This window comes from Nonomuraea sp. NPDC001699, from assembly GCF_053596455.1.
This window is the reverse complement of the sequence record NZ_JBSFGF010000005.1, coordinates 127,897-143,502: the sequence shown is the minus strand read 5'-3', so window position 1 is coordinate 143,502 and position 15,606 is coordinate 127,897. Positions and strand designations below refer to the sequence as shown.

Here is a 15,606-nt window from a genome sequence, read left to right as displayed (position 1 = left end):
CCGTAGAAGCATGCATGGGTACAGCGGAGACAAGCAGGCATATCTGACGCGCCTCCGGCGAATCGAGGGCCAGATCAGGGGCCTGCAGCGCATGGTCGACGACGATGCCTACTGCATCGACGTGCTCACCCAGGTCTCCGCGGCCACGCGGGCCCTTCAGGCCGTGGCGCTCGGGCTGCTGGAGGAGCACATCTCCCACTGCGTCGCCGACGCGATCAACACGGGCGGCCCGGAGGCCGAGGCGAAGGTGAAGGAGGCGTCGGCCGCCATCGCCCGCCTGGTCAAGTCATAGGGCCGTCCTCCTCCATACGTAGGAGAGAGACACCCTCGATTGACTAGTTACCTGGAATCCCCGGGAACGACTGTCCCGGACCCCATCGGAGCCCGGGACAGGTAATTTTCGATGGTCTTCAGCGACTCGCCGAAGTCCGCAATCCGAGCGCGTCGTCGAGTTCGTCCAAGGTCAGCCGCCGCTCGCTGACAGCGACGGCGGTGAGCACCTCGGCGTAGAGCGCAATCTCGTCCAACGCGACACGGTCGTGGACCCGAGAGTCCAGGTCGTCGTGCCCCACCGCGTCGTCCTTCCTTCCGCAGCCCACACCCTCTACGAGGTTACGGCGAGCGCCCTTCCTGCGACATGGCCCATCGGAGTCATTCCTTTCGGCGTCACGGGGGCCCCACAGGGATCATTTCCCGAAGTCGAGATCACAATTCAGCGAATTGCCCGGTGACTGAAGTGATACGGGGATATGGGCGTAGTAAGGGTGAAATTACGGTAATAGTGGGTTACGTGTGACCGATGTGGTGATCGTCGCGTTCGTGGATCAGCTCGCGGACCAGCGCGCTCTGGCCGGCCAGGCCGTGCTGCGGCACCTTGGCCCCCGTCAGCCGGCTCCACGCCAGGCACGTGGCGTACGCCGCGCCCAGCACGGCCGCCTTGCTCTCCCGGTCCGGCGGCGTCACCACCGCCGCCTGCGGCACGGGCTCGCCGCCCGGACGTACGGCGAAGCCCTCCGGCTCGGTGCGCTCGGCCGCCGAGGTGCCCGTCAACCCGGCACGCTCCAACTCCCCGTACGCCCGCCGCAGCCGGTGGTTCAGCCGCTCGGGCAACATCCTCCTGGAGTCGGACAGATCGGCCAGGTACGCCGCCGCCGCCCCCGACGCGTCGCCCACGAAGCTCAGCGCCTCGACCAGGTCGTACACCGAGTGGGCGAAGCAGGCGCCGGGATCGGTCTCCGGCAGCAGGGCCAGGGCCAGCCGCGGCGGGCAACGGTCCAGCCAGGCCCGGCGTACGGCGTCGTCGCCCCGAGCGGCCGCGGCGTCGTCGCGGCCGGGCCGGCGCAGCGTCGGCTCCACCATCGTGAGCAGCGCCAGCGCCCGCGGCCTGAACCGGATGTCGGACAGCAGCACCTGGGCCGTGTCGGCGATCAGCGCGGCCAGCCGGAGCGCGGCCCGCGGGCGGCCGGCACGGGTGCGCTCGGACACCAGCGTGACGAGGTCGAGCAGCGGCGGCGCGGGCAGCCAGCGCACCCATTCGTCGCCGGGCAGCGAGCGGCGCAGGTACTCGCCGAAGAGCGTGATCAGGCGCTCGTTGCCGTCGAAGGCCGGCGCGTACGCGCACCACATGATCGTCCCCCAGACGGCGGCGACCGTGCTCGGCACGTCGGCGGCGAAGATCTCGCCGAAGGCGGTCAGCGGGTAGTCGAGCTCCGACTTGCGGCCGGCGCCGCGGACCGTCTCGGCGATCTGCTCGGTCACCGCCCGCGGCACGTCGGGGCCGATGAACGCCTGGGTCGAGCCGGGCTCGGCGGCGAAGTCGGGCCCGGTGGGCACCACCTCGTCCGGCAATGCCGCTGTGACGTGCCCCACCTTGCGCGCCCGTTCGCCCCTGGGAGGCGGCGCGGGATGCCAGCGGCCGTCGCCGGGGTCGTGCAGGTGCCAGCGCGCGTACGCGCCGTGGAGCCAGCGGTCGCCGTCGGGGGTCACCAGGACCCGAGCTGCCAGGACGTGCGCGCGGTCGGGCACGGACAGGCCCTGCCAGCGCGGGTCCGCGACCATCGCGCGGACCTCCGCCTCTGTCGAGGTGAACGCATCCCAGGGGCGCACGGCCGTCATCGTACTGGCCTGCCGGACTCTACCTGTCGGCATTTCACGGCAGAATGTCCGCTATGAGGGCAAAGGTGGCAGGGGTGTTGGCGGTGGCTGGAGTGGTGAGCGGCTGCGGACTCGCGGCCGAGGCCCCGCCCACCCCCACCGGTCCCGGCGTGCTGACCGTCCAGAACGCCCAGGCGCCCGCGCCCGGCGGCGAGGTCGGGTCGGCCTCCGGCGAGTTCGCCGACGCCGCGGAGCTGGCCGTGTGGAGCAAGCTGAGCGACACCGAGAAGGACGTCGACAGGATCGCCAAGCTCGACGTGAACAAGACCGCCAAGGGCGCCCTCTACCTGGAGCCCAAGACCTCCACCTGGTACGACGGCTTCCGCGGCCCGTTCGTCTACCAGGAGCTGGCCGGGGACATCGTCATGCACGCCCGGGTCAAGGTCACCGGCGCGAAGGGCGGCAGGCCCGCGCGCAAGTTCTCGCTCGGCGGGCTCATGGCCCGCCAGCCCGGCACGTACGACAAGCCCAACTGGATGTCCGTCACCACCGGCACCGCCGACGCGGCCGGGCAGGTCGAGGCCAAGTTCACCCTGGACGGCAGCTCCAAGCCGCTGGAGACGCCGGTCAAGAGCGGCTGGGTGGACCTCGTGCTGGCCAGGCTGGGCCGGGTCGCCGTCGCGCTCTACAAGGAGGACGGCGGCGCCTGGAAGGTGGCCAGGCGCTGGCCCTCGAACCTCCCCGAGGTGCTGCAATGGGGTGTCACCGCCTACACCGACTGGGACAGCTACGGCGCGCTCAAGAAGGACGCCGCCAAGGCCAACGCCAAGCAGATCAAGGGCACCCCCGACCTCAAGCTGACCGTCGACTTCGTCCGCTTCCTCCGCCCCGAGCTGCCGGACTACGCAGACCCGCTCAACACCGCCTCGGTGTCGGACCAGGTCCTGATCAAACTGCTGACGCCTGCCGGTGCCTGATCGCCTTGGCCATGTAGTTGTCCGGCGTGCGGGCGAAGGAGGCCCGGTCGTCGTCGGTGAGCTCGCGCACGATCCTGCCGGGCACGCCGGCCACCAGCACCCCGGACGGGATCTTCTTGCCCGGGCCCACCAGCGCGCCGGCCGCCACCAGCGTGCCCGCGCCCACCCGGGCGCCGCCCAGCACGATCGCGCCGATGCCGACCAGCGCGCCGGTCTCGACGTGCGCGCCGTGGACCATGGCCTTGTGGCCCAGGCTGACCCGGTCCTCAAGGATCGCCGGCTGGCCCGCGTCGGCGTGCAGGCAGCACAGATCCTGTACGTTGCACTCTTCGCCGATCTCGATCCGCTCGTCGTCCCCTCGGAGAACGGAGCCGTACCAGATGCTGGACGCCCGGCCCACCCGCACGCTTCCGACCACGACGGCGCCGGGCGCGATGTACGCCTCCGGATGGAGGTCCGGCACCGCCCCGTTGTCCAACGCTGCTATGTACATTCGTCCAATCGTAATTCCCGCCTCAGGTGTGGCGTTCCGGTTGCGGACGTGGGCAGATGGCAGGAAAGTCGTTTCCTGACGTCTCGTCGTCAGACCCTCACAACTCGCAGTTTTCCCCCGCCTCACGCAAACCCTTAGGTAACCCCCATGACAAACCAGCACGAGAGCATTCCCGATCTGATGCAAGAGGACACCTTCGAAGTCGTGATGCGCGGCTACAACCGCCGTCAGGTGCACGACTACATGATCCGTACCCGGAACCAGATCCGGGATCTGGAAGAGCGGCTGGCACGGGCGATCGACCAGGCGGAGCAGGGCCGGGTCGAGCTGGCGGAGGCCAGGCGGCGGATGGTCGAGGCGCCCCAGAGCTACGAGGACCTCAGCCCGAGGCTCGCGCAGATCCTCAAGCTGGGCGAGGAGGAGGCCGCGGCCAAGCGCGCGGACGCGGAGGCCGAGGCGACCGCCGTGCGGGAGAGCGCCAGGGCGGAGGCCGAGCGGCTGGTGACGACCTCGCGCGAGACGTCCGACAAGATGCTGACCTCGGCTCAGGCGGAGGCCGAGCGGCGGGTGGCCGAGGCCACGCAGGCGGCCGAGCGCATGCTGGCCCAGGCGGGCGCCGACGCGGAGGAGCAGCTTGGGTCGGCCCGCGCCGAGGCCGAGGGCCTGCTGCGCGAGACGCACGCCGAGGCCGAGCGCGTTCTCGGCGGCGCGCACGCCGAGGCGGAGCGCGTCATGGCGACGGCCAACGGGCAGGCCGAGCAGCTGCTGTCGGGGGCGCACGCGGAGGCCGAGTCGATGCTGGCCGCGGCGCGTCAGCGCACCGCCTCGCTCGACGAGCACGCCGGCCGCCGGGTGGAGTACCTGACCAACACCCACACCGAGGTCGTGCGGCGGCTGACCGAGATCGGCTCGGTGCTCGGCGACCTCATGCGCACCGAGGCGGGGGCCGGGCAGCTCGTGCCGGAGTCGGCGCTGCCGCCCGTGCCGCCCGTGCCGGCCGCCCAGCAGCCCGCGGCCGTGCCGGCGCGCACGCCCGAGCCCGCCATCGAGGCCGCGCCGCAGCCGGTCCCGCAGTTCTCCGTCCAGGACGACGTGCGGGTCATCGTCGAAGAGGAGGAGGAGAAGCCGAAGGAGGGCGTCTCCGACGACACCGACGTGCACATCCTGCGGCTGGGCGAGTACCACTCGTAGAAGGTGAGGGGGCGGGGAGCGGAAGCCCCCGCCCCCGATAGGGTCGGAGACTTCCGCGTACGTGGCCCCGTTGGTGGCCCGGTACCGGGGCCGCCGAGACGCTGGACCCGGCACCGGGCTGCTCGTGTGCGGGCCGGGGAACGCTCCACGGCCCGCGTCAGGGAGGGGCGGGGCCGGCCCGCCGGCCGGTCCGCTCCTCCTGGTCCCGGAGCTGGTCGCGCAGACCGTCCGGGTCGTCGGCGTCGATGGTCGTCGCACATCCGGCCTCGCGCTGCGCCGCGTCGAGCGGATGGTGCCGGGTGGCCCACCAGCGGCCCGCGTCGCTCCGCCAGATGGTCCACTTGGGGTACTCCCGGGCGATTTCGGCAAGATGCCGGTCGACGGACATCTGCACACCTCTCCCGGGCCCCACGCTCCTGAACGGTTCCATCTCCTTAGAAGATGAGGGACTTCTCTAGAGAATTCAATGATCGGGGTGGACAGGTCCACCTATCGCTTGACAGATCGTGAACTAGGCGTCGAAGTCGTACTGGAGTACGTACGCCGCCGAGTCCAGGACCATCTCGTTGAGCTCGACGGGCAGGCCGCCCGCCGTGTACGCGGTGCGCGCGATGACGATGACGGGGGTGCCGCCGGGCAGGTCGAGCAGCCCGGTCTCGCGGGGGCCGGGCATGCGGGCACGTACCTCCTCGGTGAAGTGGGCCGGGGGCAGGCCCAGGTCGCCGAGCCTGGCGTAGACGCCGCCCGGTCCGCTGTCGGGCAGCGTGATGGCGCTGCCCTGGACCAGCCGGGCGGGGAAGGAGGAGGTCGCCAGCTGCACGGGCCGGCCGTCCACCGAGTAGCGACGCCGACGAACCCATACCTCGCCGCTCTCCAGGACGTCCGCCACCTCCTCCGGGGCGCGCTCCAGCACCACCTCCACCTGGTCCACGGTGAACGGACGGCCCCGGGTGTCGGCGTCCCAGATGGCACGCCCCTGACCCCACTGCTCTCGTGACAGGCGGCGCGAGCCGTGCCTGCGGATCGGTTTGAACAGGCGCACGTAGACCCCCGAGCCTCGTTTGGGCACCGCCAGCCCTTCGTTGATCAGTACGGCAAGCGCCTGCCTGGCGGTGGCGCGTGCGACTGCGTAGTCGGCCATGAGCGCGTTCTCGCCCGGTAGGCGGTCCCCGTCGCGCAGTTCGCCGGACAGGATCCGGGAGCGGAGGCCGTCGGCGATGCGGCGATAAATAGGAGGCTCGTGGGGTACCGGGGATTCAGACACGTTTCGATCACCCTCTGTCACCAACCAGGTTGTGGCGTCTCCAGAGAACTTGCCCCGTCTTGTCCACGATCGCACAGATACAGAGGTTGGTCCCGAGCTTCTTTTGAGCTGATCGTGCCTGTGTGATGAAGTGGAGGACGTTTATGCAGGCCGTTATCGTGGAACGGTCCCGGCCGCTATTCGCGGGGCCCACCAGCGGCGAGTAACCGACGCGGCGAGCACCGCGCCCGCGGTGTTCATGATCACGTCGTCCACGGAGGAGAACCGGCCCAGTCTCAGGGCGTACTGGAGGAACTCGACCGTGATCGAGAGGGCCGCCGCGACGGCCGCGACCCGGCCGTAGGAGGCCATCGCGGCGGTGCGTACGGGCAGCAGCGCCCCCAGCGCGGCGAACACCAGCAGATTGCCGCCGACCTGCACCAACACCGTCTCCCAGGACGCCCCGACGAGATCGGCGAGGTCCGCGAACGGGACGAGGCCGACCCCTGCCCGGCCGGTGGACGGCGTGAGGATCATCCAGATCCAGGGCGCGGTCCCGACGGCGATGCCGACGTCGGCGAGCGAGGTGCGCAGCGGTGCCGGATGCCCGGCGCGGGCGCGGTGGCGGGCGAGCGCCATGCTGGCCAGCAGGGCCACCGGAAGCGCTAAAACACCAGCAATAACGACATTTCCCCACAGCTCCCATGTGCGCGCCATTCGGTCATCATCTCGGGAGCCGAGGGGTACCGGAAGATGTCCGTACGGACAGGTCCTCCCGGACGCGGCCGAGGGGTGGCTCAGTGTCACCGTCGCCACCGGGGCATGACGGCCCGGCGCGCTTCCCGCTCCCGCCGGACTGTTGTCTCACCGTCGCCCGACGATCTATACCGGGGAGTGAGGCTAGAGGAGGCTGCTGTGCTGACCCATTTCATCGGCGGGCTGCCGGTGGCGGCGGGCAAGGCGTTCCCGGTCCACGACCCGGTGACGGGCGGGGTGATCAGACAGGTCCACGAGGCCGACCCGGAGGTGGTCGACCGGGCGGTGCGCGCGGCCAGGGAGGCGGCGCGCGACTGGGCGGGGCTGCCGGTGGCCGAACGGGCCGGCTGGCTGCGCCGCCTGGCCGAGGGCATCGAGGTGCGCTTCGACGACCTGGTCACGGCCGAGATCGCCGACACCGGCAAACCGCTCGGCCAGACCCGGACGCTCGACGTCCCGCGTGGCATCGCGAACTTCCGCGCCTTCGCCGAGATCGCCTCCCAGCGCCCCGACGACGCCTTCCACCTGGCCGGCGTGCTGAGCTACACCGTCCGCAGGCCGCTCGGCGTGGTCGCGGTGATCGTGCCGTGGAACCTGCCGTTCCTGCTCATGACGTGGAAGCTCGCCCCCGCCCTGGTCGCCGGCAACACCGTGGTGGTCAAGCCGTCGGAGCACACGCCCGGCTCGGCCGCGGTCTTCGCCGAGATCTGCGCCGACGCCGGCCTGCCCCCGGGCGTGGTCAACATCATCTTCGGGCACGGCCCGGCGGGCCAGCTCCTCGTCGAGCACCCGGGCGTGGACGGTGTGACGTTCACCGGCTCGACCGCCACCGGGACGCAGATCATGAAGACGGCCGCCGACCGGGTCAAGCCGATCTCGTTCGAGCTGGGCGGCAAGAACGCCGGCCTGGTCTTCGAGGACTGCGACCTCGGCCGGGCCGTCGAGGGGACGGTGAAGTCGGTCTTCACCAACGGCGGCCAGGTGTGCCTGTGCACCGAACGGCTCTACGTCGAGCGGACGATCTTCGACGACTTCTGCGGCCGGCTCGCGTCCCGGGCACAGGAGGTCGAACTGCAGCCGATGATCTCGGCCGGACACCGGGAGAAGGTGCTGTCCTACTACGCCCTGGCCCGCTCGGAGGGAGCCAAGGTGCTCACAGGAGGAGGCGTCCCCACGTTCGGCGATCACCGCGATACCGGATATTTCGTGGAACCAACGGTAATGACAGGGTTATCGGAGTGGTCCCGTTTCAATCGAGAGGAGATCTTCGGTCCCGTGTGCCACGTGGCTCCTTTCGACAGCGAGGCCGAGGCCGTCGACCTGGCCAACGGCAGCGAGTACGGCCTGGCCGCCACCCTCTGGACCGCCAACCTCGACCGCGCCCATCGCGTGGCCCAGCGCCTGGAGGCGGGGCTGGTCTGGGTCAACACCTGGTACCTGCGCGACCTGCGCACCCCGTTCGGCGGCGTGAAGCTGTCGGGCATCGGCAGGGAGGGCGGCACGCAGTCGCTCGACTTCTACTCCGAGCCCACCACGATCACCATCAAACTGGAGCAACCCGATGCATGACGAATGGTCCCTGGCCGTCGACACCCGGGGGCAGGCCGCCGATCGGCTCGTCGAGGCCGCGCGTACCGGAAAGCCCTGCGCGCCGCTCAGGGACCTCATCACCACGGTGGCCGACGCCTACGCGGTGCAGGAGATCAACACCCGGCGGGCGCTGGAGGAGGGCCGGCGGCTGGTCGGCAGGAAGATCGGCGCCACCAACCCGCTGCTGCAGCAGAAGTTCGGCATCGACCAGCCCGACTACGGCATGCTCTTCGCCGACATGGCCGAGCTCGACGGCCGGCCCGTCCGGGTGGAGCGGTTCCTGCAACCGCGCGCCGAGGCCGAGGTCGCGCTCGTGTTCGGCCGGGACCTGACCGAGGGGCCGTTCACGCTGGTGGACGTGATCAGGGCGGTGGAGTTCGCGCTGCCCGCCATCGAGATCGCCGACTCGCGCATCGCCGACTGGGACATCACGATCGCCGACACGGTCGCCGACAACGCCTCCGGCGGCGCGTACGTGCTGGGCGGCACGCCGAAGAAGCTGACGGCGCTCGACCTCGGCACGGCGGCGATGACGATGACGCGCAACGGCGAGGAGGTCTCCTCGGGGTCGGGGGCCGCGTGCATGGGCAACCCGCTGAACGCCGCCCTCTGGCTGGCCGGCGCACTGGCGGGCGCCGGCCACCCGCTGCGCGCCGGGGACGTCGTCCTGACCGGCGCGCTCGGCCCGGTGGTGCCGGTCGAGGCCGGGGACGTGTTCGAGGCACGGATCGAGGGGCTCGGATCGGTGCGGGCGGTGTTCGGCGCATGAGCCGCGAGGCCGTCACCGTCCCCGGCAAGGCCGTGCCCCGGGGACGCTTCCCGCACGTCAGACGCGCGGGCGACTTCCTGTACGTCTCCGGCACCAGCTCCCGCAGGCCGGACGGCACCTTCGCGGGCGCGCAGGCCGACCGGTACGGCGTCACCGACCTGGACATCCGCGCCCAGACGCGGGCGGTCATCGAGAACATCGGCGACCTGCTCAAGGCCGCCGGAGGCTCGCTGGCCGATCTCGTACAGATCACCACGTACCTGGTAAACATGAACGACTTCAAGGGCTACAACGAGGTGTACGCCGAATTCTTCGACGAGGAGGGTCCCACCAGGACCACGGTCGCGGTGCACCAGCTCCCGCATCCGCACCTGCTCATCGAGATGCAGGCCGTCGCCTACCATCCACAGGAGCGATCATGATTCCCCCCATTGACTTCACCAGGTGGATCGACGAGCACGCCCATCTGCTCAAGCCGCCGGTCGGCAACAAGGTGGTCTTCGAGGGCGCCGGCGACTTCATCGTGATGGTGGTCGGCGGGCCCAACTCCAGGACCGACTTCCACGTCGACCCGTACGAGGAGCTGTTCTACCAGGTACGCGGCAACATGCACGTCAACGTGGTGACCGAGAACGGCCCCGAGACCGTGCACGTCCGCGAGGGGCAGATGTGGCTGCTGCCCGCGCGCATGCCGCACTCGCCGCAGCGCCCCGAGGAGGGGTCCGTCGGGCTGGTGGTGGAGCGGATCCGGCCCGAGGGTGAGCTGGAGAGGTTCCAGTGGTACTGCATGGAGTGCGGCGCCAAGGTCCACGAGGTCGAGCTCCAGGTGCGCGACATCGTCAAGGACCTGCCGCCGGTCTTCGAGGCGTTCTACGCTGACGAGAAGGCCCGTACGTGCGACCGGTGCGGTGCTCTGCACCCCGGCAAGGGCTAGGCGTACTGGCCACGGAGATCGGGGCCCACGATCCGGTGCAGAACTGGTACGTCAACCAGCACCAGAATGGTGTAAACCGGATAATTGCCACCATCTCACCCCCGTAAGGAGCACAACCGGTGCTGGACCGTGACGCCTGCCTCGCCCTCGACGCCGACGATCCGCTGCGGCCGTTCAAGGACGAGTTCGTCCTGCCCGAAGGGGTCGTCTACCTCGTGGGCAACTCGCTCGGCGCGATGCCCCGCCGCGCCGCGGAACGGGTGCGCCGCACGGTCGTGGACGAGTGGGGCGGCCAGCTCGTCGGCGGCTGGAACGCGGCCGGCTGGTACGACCAGCCCCTGACCGCCGGCGACCGGATCGCGCCGCTGATCGGGGCCGGCCCCGGCCAGGTCGTCGTGGGCAACACCACCACGATCGCCGCCTACCAGGCGCTGGCCGCCGCGGTACGGCTGCGCCCCGGCCGCAAGGTGATCGTCTCCGACCCCCGGAACTTCCCCACCGACCACTACATCGCCCAGGGCCTGGCCCGGCTGCTCGGCGACTACGAGGTGCGCGACTATGCCGAGGGCCGGTTCGACGACGCGGCCGTGGTGCTGCTGTCGGAGGTGGACTACCGCACGGGCGCCAGGCGGCACGTGCCCTCGGTGACCGCCCAGGTCCAGGCGGCCGGGGCGCTCATGGTCTGGGACGTGTGCCACAGCGTCGGCGCCATGGAGGTGGACGTGTCGCAGGCCGACTTCGCGGTCGGGTGCACGTACAAGTACCTCAACGCGGGGCCGGGCGCGCCCGCCTTCCTCTACGTCAACCCGCGCCACCACGCCAACGCCGAGAACGTGCTGTCCGGCTGGCACGGCCACGCCGAGCCGTTCGCCTTCGAGACCGGCTACCGCCCGGCCGAGGGCATCCGGCGGTTCGCGGTCAGCACGCCGCACGTGGTGTCGTTCGCGGCTCTGGAGGCGGCTCTGGAGGTGTGGGAGCGGGTGCCGATGGCCCAGGTGCGGGCCAAGAGCATCGCCCTGACCTCGCTCTTCGCCGACCTCGTCGGCGACGCGCTCAAGCTGGCCTCGCCCGCCGAGCCGGAGTCGCGCGGCAGCCAGGTCTGCTTCCACCACCCCGACGGCTACCCGGTCATGCGGGCCCTCATCGACCGGGGCGTGCACGGCGACTTCCGCGCGCCGGACGTCCTGCGGTTCGGCTTCGCGCCGCTCTACATCGGCTACACCGACGTCTACGACGCGGCCGCCACGCTGCTGGAGGTGCTGGACAAGGAGCTGTGGCGGGACGAGAAGTACGCCCGGCGGCTCGCGGTCACCTGATCGGGCGAGTCCCCTCCCTCTTGAGAGCGAGCCGGAAGATCGCCGTCGTCGGCGATCCGCCGCCGGGGGGTCGCCAGCCAGGATTGTCCCATCGAAAGCCGATGTGACCTGGAGAGATCCCCCATGAAGCGCACGCGTATCGCCGCCGCCGTCCTCGCTCTGGCCGCCCTGACCGTCAGCGCCCCCGCCCTGGCCCAGTCTCAGGCGAGCTCCCACAGCGCCGTCACCGTGCAGGTGCCGCCGATCAACGAGACGGCGCTGCGGAAGAGCATCGCCGGGCTGCCCGCGCCCGACGCCACCGCCGCCGAGGTCAGGGTGAGCGGCTGGGCCGGCTCGTGGCGCGGCGTCTCGGGGGTGACCGACCTGCGCGGGAAGCACCCGGCCCGGGAGGGGGCCAGGTTCCGGGCGGGCAGCGTGACCAAGGTGCTGACCACGGCGGTCGTGCTCCAGCTCGTGGCCGAGGGCGAACTCTCCCTCGACCGCACGGTCCAGGACTACCTGCCGGGGCTGCTGCCGGCCGACTACCCGCCGGTCAAGCTGTCCCAGGTGCTCAACCACACCAGCGGCCTGCCCGCGCCGAAGTCGGAGGGCGGCTTCGAACGGGTCTACGCCGACCGCTTCAAGACGATCACCCCGAAGGAGTACGTCCGCCAGGCCGTGCTCAACCCGATCGAGTTCACCCCCGGGACCAAGCAGCACTATCTCAACATCAACACCTTCGTCGAGGGCCTGCTGATCGAGAAGGTCACCGGCAGGTCGTACGAGCGGGAGGTGGGCGACCGCATCCTGCGCTCGCTCGGCATGAACCAGAGCTACTTCCCCGGCGCGTCCGTCAAGGTCCACGGCCGGCACAACAGCGGCTACCAGGTCGTCCCGAAGGGCTTCCCCGACTCCTTCGCCTACGGCAAGGGGTACGTCGTGGACGTCACCGAGATGGAGGTCACCTCGACCTGGGCCTCGGGCGACCTCATCTCCACCACCGCCGACCTGGAGAAGTTCGCCAAGGCGCTGTTCGGCGGCGGACTCGTGCCCGCCGAGCAGCTGGAGCTGATGTTCACCGTGCCGAAGGTCACCATGTTCGGCACCGACGACGAGCCGGCCCACTACACCTCCGGCCTGACCGAGCTGGTGCTGCCCGGCGGCATCGTCGCGTACGGCAAGACCGGCGCCCGGTACGGCAGCTCCACCGGCATCGGCGCCACCCGCGACCTGAGCCGCGTCGTGGTCTACTCGATCAACTCCACCGACGCCAAGGCCCAGGGCCAGAACGAGCGCGGCCTCGGCGTCGCACTGGCGGCCTTCGCCAAAGAGGCGCCCGCAACCCCCGCCCAATAGGGGCCCTGCGGCCTTCGCCCAGCAGAGGCCCGCGCTCTTCGCCCGGTAGGGCCCCCCGGTCTTCGCCCGGTAGGGGCCCGTCAGGGCGCTCAGGGTGGCTTTCGCCGGAGAGATCCCTTATCGGCCGCCCTGGCGTGTTTGGGCAAACTGGTCCCAGTATCATGGTCAGTGCCCACAAGGCACTGACGATGTTCGCCCGCGTGACCGTGCGACCTCCGCACACCCGGCGGGTCGGGCGGGAGCGCGCCCTCGGCTCCGGGAGACCCCCGCCATGCTGCTGACCTTCGCGGTCACGACGCTCATCATGATCATGATTCCCGGCCCCGACGCCGCGCTGATCATGCGCAACTCCCTCGCGCACGGCCGCGTGGCCGGCCTGCTGACCATGCTCGGCGGCCTGCTCGGCCTCTCCGTGCACGCCGCCGCCGCGGCGATCGGCCTGTCGGCGCTGCTGGTCGCCTCGCCCACCGCCTTCACCGTGGTACGCGCCCTCGGCATCTGCTACCTGCTCTGGCTCGGGGTGCACGCGCTGCTGTCCAGCCGGAACCGGACCAAGGTCGTGGAGGCCGCCGCGCCCCCGACCGGCTCGCCGCTCGTGCACGTACGCAGAGGGCTGCTGTCGAACCTGCTCAACCCCAAGGTGCTGCTGCTCTTCGTGACCTGGCTGCCGCAGTTCCTGCCCGGCCACGGCGACACCCTGGGACGGGCCCTGCTGCTGTCGGGCATCATCGCCGTGCTCTACGTGCTCTGGTTCAGCCTCTACAACGTGATCATCGACCGGGTGAGCGCGCTGCTGCGCAGGCCGCGGGTGCGGGCCAGGGTCGAGCGGGTGACCGGGGTGCTGCTGGTCGCCTTCGCGCTACGGCTCGCCGTCCAGTAGCTTGACCGCCCGCTTCGGGGCGATGGTCCGGTAGCTCTCCTCCACCCAGTCGAGCAGCACGTCGGTCTCGGGCAGCGCCGACAGGAACGGCACGGTCACCCAGCCGGCCTTGCCCAGGCCGTAGCCGCTGGGGGCCGCGCCCTCGACGGTCAGCGCGTGGCCGTGCGCCTCCGACAGCAGCTTCACGCCGAACGTCGGGTCCCACTTCTCCGTCTGCTCGTCCAGGCCGAGGAACAGGAAGACCTTCTTGTTGACCTTGATGACCGTCTCGCCCCACGGATGGTCCTCGTGGGTCTCGGGCAGGCCCAGCGCGAAGGTCCGCAGCTCCTCCCGTACGGTGTGCCAGTCGTCCATGCGATGGACGGTATCGAAAAGTCCCGCCTGGCGGCACTGGCCGGCGGCGCGGGAGGCTGGTGACGTGACGGTCGACGAGCTGATGGACCTGCTGGCCCGGTGCGAGGATGCCTGGGACGCCCCCGACCGGACCGGCGACCCCGTGCCGCTGCTCGACCACGGCCTCCAGGTGGCCGCCATGCTGCGCGATCGGCACCCCGGCGACCGCGAGCTCCAGGTGGCCGGGCTGGTGCACGACCTCGGGCACCTGCTGGCCCCGGGCGACGAGGCCGGCCACGCCGCCGTCGGCGCGGCGGCGGTGCGGGGGCTGCTCGGCGACCGGGTGGCCGCGCTGGTCGAGCTGCACGTGCCCGCCAAGCGCTACCTGGTCACGGTGGAGCCGGGACGCGGCTTGTCGCCGGAGTCGGCGCGGACGCTGGAGCTCCAGGGTGGCCCGATGTCGGCCGCGGAGGCCGCCGCCTTCGCCGCCGCGCCGCACGGCCCGGCCGCCGTCGCCCTGCGCCGCGCCGACGACCTGGGCAAGGTGGTCGGCCTGACCCGCCCACCCCTCGCCGAACTGACCACCTGGCGACCGATCATCGACACGCTCGCCGGAACCCGGTGAGCCTGCCCACGATCGCTCACCGGGACGGTCGCCGGAACTCCGTCAGTTTGGCCTCGATGGCGTTCCTGATGCGGTCGCGGGCCTCCATGCGGGGGACGCCCGACATGAGCAGGCGGTCGTAGTCGGTGTCGAGATGCCGGACCGACGCGATCACCGCCAGTGTGATGGCGTTCTCGTCGAGCGCCTTGGCCGCCGCCGTCCTGCCCACCCGGCCGCTGCCGCGCTGGCCGGCGTGCTCGGCGATCTCGTGGGCCCGCTCGGCCGGGCAGCTCGGGAACAGCCGGGCGATCTCGGCCGCCATCGCCGCCTGGAACCCGACGTCCTGCTCGGCCCTGCGCTCCTGGTCGCGCTCCCGGCGGCGCATACGCGCCTCCTCGTCGGCCAGGCAGCGCTCCTCGGCCGCGGTCAGGGCGGCCTCCTCGACCAGGACGCCCTGACGCTGGTAGACCTTGCGCCGCCGGTTGTACCGGACGACCACCGCCGACAGCCCGCTCTCCTGCTTGGCCCGCCGGCTCAGCGCCGCGTTCCCCGACGGCAGGAACACCAGGTGGTCCATGTCGGCGCAGCTCAGGCAGTGGGGCCGGTCGTCCTCCATGATCAGGTACGGCCCGGTGTCACCGCAGGACGCGCACCTCCACGGCTCCTGCGAGGCCACCGCCACCAGGTCGGGCGCCTTGCTCTGCCGTTCGGTGAGCCGCCGCACCCTGGCCTCGCTCAGGTCGGGCGAGATCCAGTGGACGCGGAAGGCGTCCTGCCCGTGCCCGGACGTGAAGCGCAGGTCGCGCCGGTCGCGGGTGCCGGCCACGTACGGCGTGTCCACCGGCTTGAGCCCCTTGGCCAGGGCCCATTCCCGCAGCAGCCCGGCCGTGGCGAGCAGGCGCTCCTCGTCGACCGCGGCCAGCTCGGCCAGCGTGCCGGCCCGGCCCTGCCGCCAGAGGTCGACGTGCCGGGAGTGCAGCCAGCGCAACCCCGTCACGACGTCGATGAACGTCACGTAGTGGCGGCTGGTCAACGCGACCTCGGCTGCTGCTGCGACCCTGCGGGCCAGGTTGGGCTTGCTCACGCGGTCC

General features: G+C 71.1%; 19 protein-coding genes. 11 read left to right on the top strand and 8 right to left on the bottom strand.

The features are described from left to right. Positions 1 to 10: 10 nt before the first annotated feature. On the top strand, positions 11 to 292 hold the full coding sequence (locus ACWCSU_RS17270) for a metal-sensitive transcriptional regulator (protein WP_352327377.1): 282 nt from the start codon (positions 11 to 13) through the stop codon (positions 290 to 292). Between the two features lie 118 nt (positions 293 to 410). Here ACWCSU_RS17270 and ACWCSU_RS17265 read toward each other — a convergent pair whose 3' ends face one another. Together ACWCSU_RS17265 and ACWCSU_RS17260 are read right to left on the bottom strand one after the other, a co-directional pair. Then, on the bottom strand, positions 411 to 572 hold the full coding sequence (locus ACWCSU_RS17265) for a hypothetical protein (RefSeq protein WP_020540796.1): 162 nt from the start codon (positions 570 to 572) through the stop codon (positions 411 to 413). Positions 573 to 786: 214 nt separating this feature from the next. Continuing rightward, on the bottom strand, positions 787 to 2,115 hold the full coding sequence (locus ACWCSU_RS17260; protein ID WP_357702300.1) for a hypothetical protein: 1,329 nt from the start codon (positions 2,113 to 2,115) through the stop codon (positions 787 to 789). Positions 2,116 to 2,168: 53 nt separating this feature from the next. On the opposite strand from ACWCSU_RS17260, the gene ACWCSU_RS17255 reads away from it, so the two are divergent. Next, the gene (locus ACWCSU_RS17255; protein ID WP_449935965.1) at positions 2,169 to 3,071 is read left to right on the top strand and encodes a hypothetical protein; all 903 of its coding nucleotides are present in this window, start codon (positions 2,169 to 2,171) and stop codon (positions 3,069 to 3,071) included. On the opposite strand, the gene ACWCSU_RS17250 is transcribed toward ACWCSU_RS17255, so the two are convergent. Continuing rightward, positions 3,043 to 3,564, bottom strand: a complete 522-nt coding sequence (locus ACWCSU_RS17250; RefSeq protein ID WP_357702304.1) for a gamma carbonic anhydrase family protein — start codon at positions 3,562 to 3,564, stop codon at positions 3,043 to 3,045. The genes ACWCSU_RS17255 and ACWCSU_RS17250 overlap by 29 nt on opposite strands. Positions 3,565 to 3,711: 147 nt before the next feature. Here ACWCSU_RS17250 and ACWCSU_RS17245 point away from each other — a divergent pair, with 147 nt between their 5' ends. Further along, complete coding sequence (locus ACWCSU_RS17245; RefSeq protein ID WP_449935962.1) at positions 3,712 to 4,755, top strand: hypothetical protein; 1,044 nt, start codon at positions 3,712 to 3,714, stop codon at positions 4,753 to 4,755. A 157-nt stretch (positions 4,756 to 4,912) separates the two neighbouring features. Here the strand turns inward: ACWCSU_RS17245 and ACWCSU_RS17240 are convergent, their stop codons facing one another. The 3 genes from ACWCSU_RS17240 to ACWCSU_RS17230 all read right to left on the bottom strand — a co-directional run bounded on the left by ACWCSU_RS17240 (position 4,913) and on the right by ACWCSU_RS17230 (position 6,715). Beyond that, entirely contained in the window at positions 4,913 to 5,143 is a 231-nt protein-coding gene (locus ACWCSU_RS17240; RefSeq protein ID WP_357702308.1) for a hypothetical protein, read from the bottom strand. Positions 5,144 to 5,266: 123 nt separating this feature from the next. Then, on the bottom strand, positions 5,267 to 6,019 hold the full coding sequence (locus tag ACWCSU_RS17235) for a GntR family transcriptional regulator (RefSeq protein ID WP_357702310.1): 753 nt from the start codon (positions 6,017 to 6,019) through the stop codon (positions 5,267 to 5,269). A gap of 153 nt (positions 6,020 to 6,172) precedes the next feature. Beyond that, positions 6,173 to 6,715, bottom strand: coding sequence for a VanZ family protein (locus tag ACWCSU_RS17230; RefSeq protein WP_449935959.1), 543 nt, complete (start codon positions 6,713 to 6,715; stop codon positions 6,173 to 6,175). Between the two features lie 198 nt (positions 6,716 to 6,913). Between ACWCSU_RS17230 and ACWCSU_RS17225 the strand changes: the two genes are divergently transcribed. From ACWCSU_RS17225 to ACWCSU_RS17195, 7 genes are all read left to right on the top strand, one after another. Next, complete coding sequence (locus ACWCSU_RS17225) at positions 6,914 to 8,323, top strand: aldehyde dehydrogenase family protein (RefSeq protein ID WP_357702314.1); 1,410 nt, start codon at positions 6,914 to 6,916, stop codon at positions 8,321 to 8,323. Further along, positions 8,316 to 9,113 (top strand): 2-keto-4-pentenoate hydratase, encoded by a 798-nt coding sequence (locus ACWCSU_RS17220; protein ID WP_357702316.1) that lies wholly within the window; start codon positions 8,316 to 8,318, stop codon positions 9,111 to 9,113. The genes ACWCSU_RS17225 and ACWCSU_RS17220 overlap by 8 nt, the downstream gene beginning before the upstream one ends. After that, complete coding sequence (locus ACWCSU_RS17215; RefSeq protein WP_357702318.1) at positions 9,110 to 9,535, top strand: RidA family protein; 426 nt, start codon at positions 9,110 to 9,112, stop codon at positions 9,533 to 9,535. Before ACWCSU_RS17220 ends, ACWCSU_RS17215 begins: the two co-directional genes overlap by 4 nt. Further along, positions 9,532 to 10,047 carry a 3-hydroxyanthranilate 3,4-dioxygenase gene (locus tag ACWCSU_RS17210; protein ID WP_357702320.1) on the top strand — a complete coding sequence of 172 codons (516 nt, stop codon included), beginning with the start codon at positions 9,532 to 9,534 and terminating at the stop codon, positions 10,045 to 10,047. Before ACWCSU_RS17215 ends, ACWCSU_RS17210 begins: the two co-directional genes overlap by 4 nt. Positions 10,048 to 10,166: 119 nt before the next feature. Continuing rightward, positions 10,167 to 11,363, top strand: coding sequence for a kynureninase (gene kynU / locus ACWCSU_RS17205; protein WP_449935955.1), 1,197 nt, complete (start codon positions 10,167 to 10,169; stop codon positions 11,361 to 11,363). Between the two features lie 123 nt (positions 11,364 to 11,486). Further along, positions 11,487 to 12,698, top strand: coding sequence for a serine hydrolase domain-containing protein (locus ACWCSU_RS17200; RefSeq protein ID WP_449935953.1), 1,212 nt, complete (start codon positions 11,487 to 11,489; stop codon positions 12,696 to 12,698). Between the two features lie 271 nt (positions 12,699 to 12,969). Continuing rightward, a complete protein-coding gene (locus ACWCSU_RS17195) occupies positions 12,970 to 13,578 on the top strand; it encodes a LysE family translocator (protein ID WP_449935950.1) in 609 nt (202 codons plus the stop codon). Here the strand turns inward: ACWCSU_RS17195 and ACWCSU_RS17190 are convergent. Then, complete coding sequence (locus ACWCSU_RS17190; protein ID WP_357702328.1) at positions 13,558 to 13,932, bottom strand: MmcQ/YjbR family DNA-binding protein; 375 nt, start codon at positions 13,930 to 13,932, stop codon at positions 13,558 to 13,560. The two genes, ACWCSU_RS17195 and ACWCSU_RS17190, sit on opposite strands and share 21 nt — an antisense overlap. On the opposite strand from ACWCSU_RS17190, the gene ACWCSU_RS17185 reads away from it, so the two are divergent. Then, entirely contained in the window at positions 13,838 to 14,536 is a 699-nt protein-coding gene (locus ACWCSU_RS17185; protein ID WP_449935948.1) for an inositol oxygenase family protein, read from the top strand. The genes ACWCSU_RS17190 and ACWCSU_RS17185 overlap by 95 nt on opposite strands. Positions 14,537 to 14,552: 16 nt before the next feature. Here the strand turns inward: ACWCSU_RS17185 and ACWCSU_RS17180 are convergent, their stop codons facing one another. Then, a complete protein-coding gene (locus ACWCSU_RS17180; protein ID WP_449935946.1) occupies positions 14,553 to 15,599 on the bottom strand; it encodes a DUF2293 domain-containing protein in 1,047 nt (348 codons plus the stop codon). Positions 15,600 to 15,606 lie beyond the last annotated feature (7 nt).

What these genes read in the sequence shown, in the direction of transcription:
- ACWCSU_RS17215 (WP_357702318.1), top strand. Translation starts at nt 9,110, where the DNA reads ATGAGCCGCGAGGCCGTCACCGTCCCCGGCAAGGCCGTGCCCCGGGGA.
- ACWCSU_RS17190 (WP_357702328.1), bottom strand. Translation starts at nt 13,932, where the DNA reads ATGGACGACTGGCACACCGTACGGGAGGAGCTGCGGACCTTCGCGCTG.
- ACWCSU_RS17260 (WP_357702300.1), bottom strand. Translation starts at nt 2,115, where the DNA reads ATGACGGCCGTGCGCCCCTGGGATGCGTTCACCTCGACAGAGGCGGAG.
- ACWCSU_RS17250 (WP_357702304.1), bottom strand. Translation starts at nt 3,564, where the DNA reads ATGTACATAGCAGCGTTGGACAACGGGGCGGTGCCGGACCTCCATCCG.
- ACWCSU_RS17185 (WP_449935948.1), top strand. Translation starts at nt 13,838, where the DNA reads ATGACCGTCTCGCCCCACGGATGGTCCTCGTGGGTCTCGGGCAGGCCC.
- ACWCSU_RS17220 (WP_357702316.1), top strand. Translation starts at nt 8,316, where the DNA reads ATGCATGACGAATGGTCCCTGGCCGTCGACACCCGGGGGCAGGCCGCC.
- ACWCSU_RS17270 (WP_352327377.1), top strand. Translation starts at nt 11, where the DNA reads ATGCATGGGTACAGCGGAGACAAGCAGGCATATCTGACGCGCCTCCGG.
- ACWCSU_RS17230 (WP_449935959.1), bottom strand. Translation starts at nt 6,715, where the DNA reads ATGGCGCGCACATGGGAGCTGTGGGGAAATGTCGTTATTGCTGGTGTT.
- ACWCSU_RS17245 (WP_449935962.1), top strand. Translation starts at nt 3,712, where the DNA reads ATGACAAACCAGCACGAGAGCATTCCCGATCTGATGCAAGAGGACACC.
- ACWCSU_RS17200 (WP_449935953.1), top strand. Translation starts at nt 11,487, where the DNA reads ATGAAGCGCACGCGTATCGCCGCCGCCGTCCTCGCTCTGGCCGCCCTG.
- ACWCSU_RS17195 (WP_449935950.1), top strand. Translation starts at nt 12,970, where the DNA reads ATGCTGCTGACCTTCGCGGTCACGACGCTCATCATGATCATGATTCCC.
- ACWCSU_RS17255 (WP_449935965.1), top strand. Translation starts at nt 2,169, where the DNA reads ATGAGGGCAAAGGTGGCAGGGGTGTTGGCGGTGGCTGGAGTGGTGAGC.
- ACWCSU_RS17240 (WP_357702308.1), bottom strand. Translation starts at nt 5,143, where the DNA reads ATGTCCGTCGACCGGCATCTTGCCGAAATCGCCCGGGAGTACCCCAAG.
- ACWCSU_RS17210 (WP_357702320.1), top strand. Translation starts at nt 9,532, where the DNA reads ATGATTCCCCCCATTGACTTCACCAGGTGGATCGACGAGCACGCCCAT.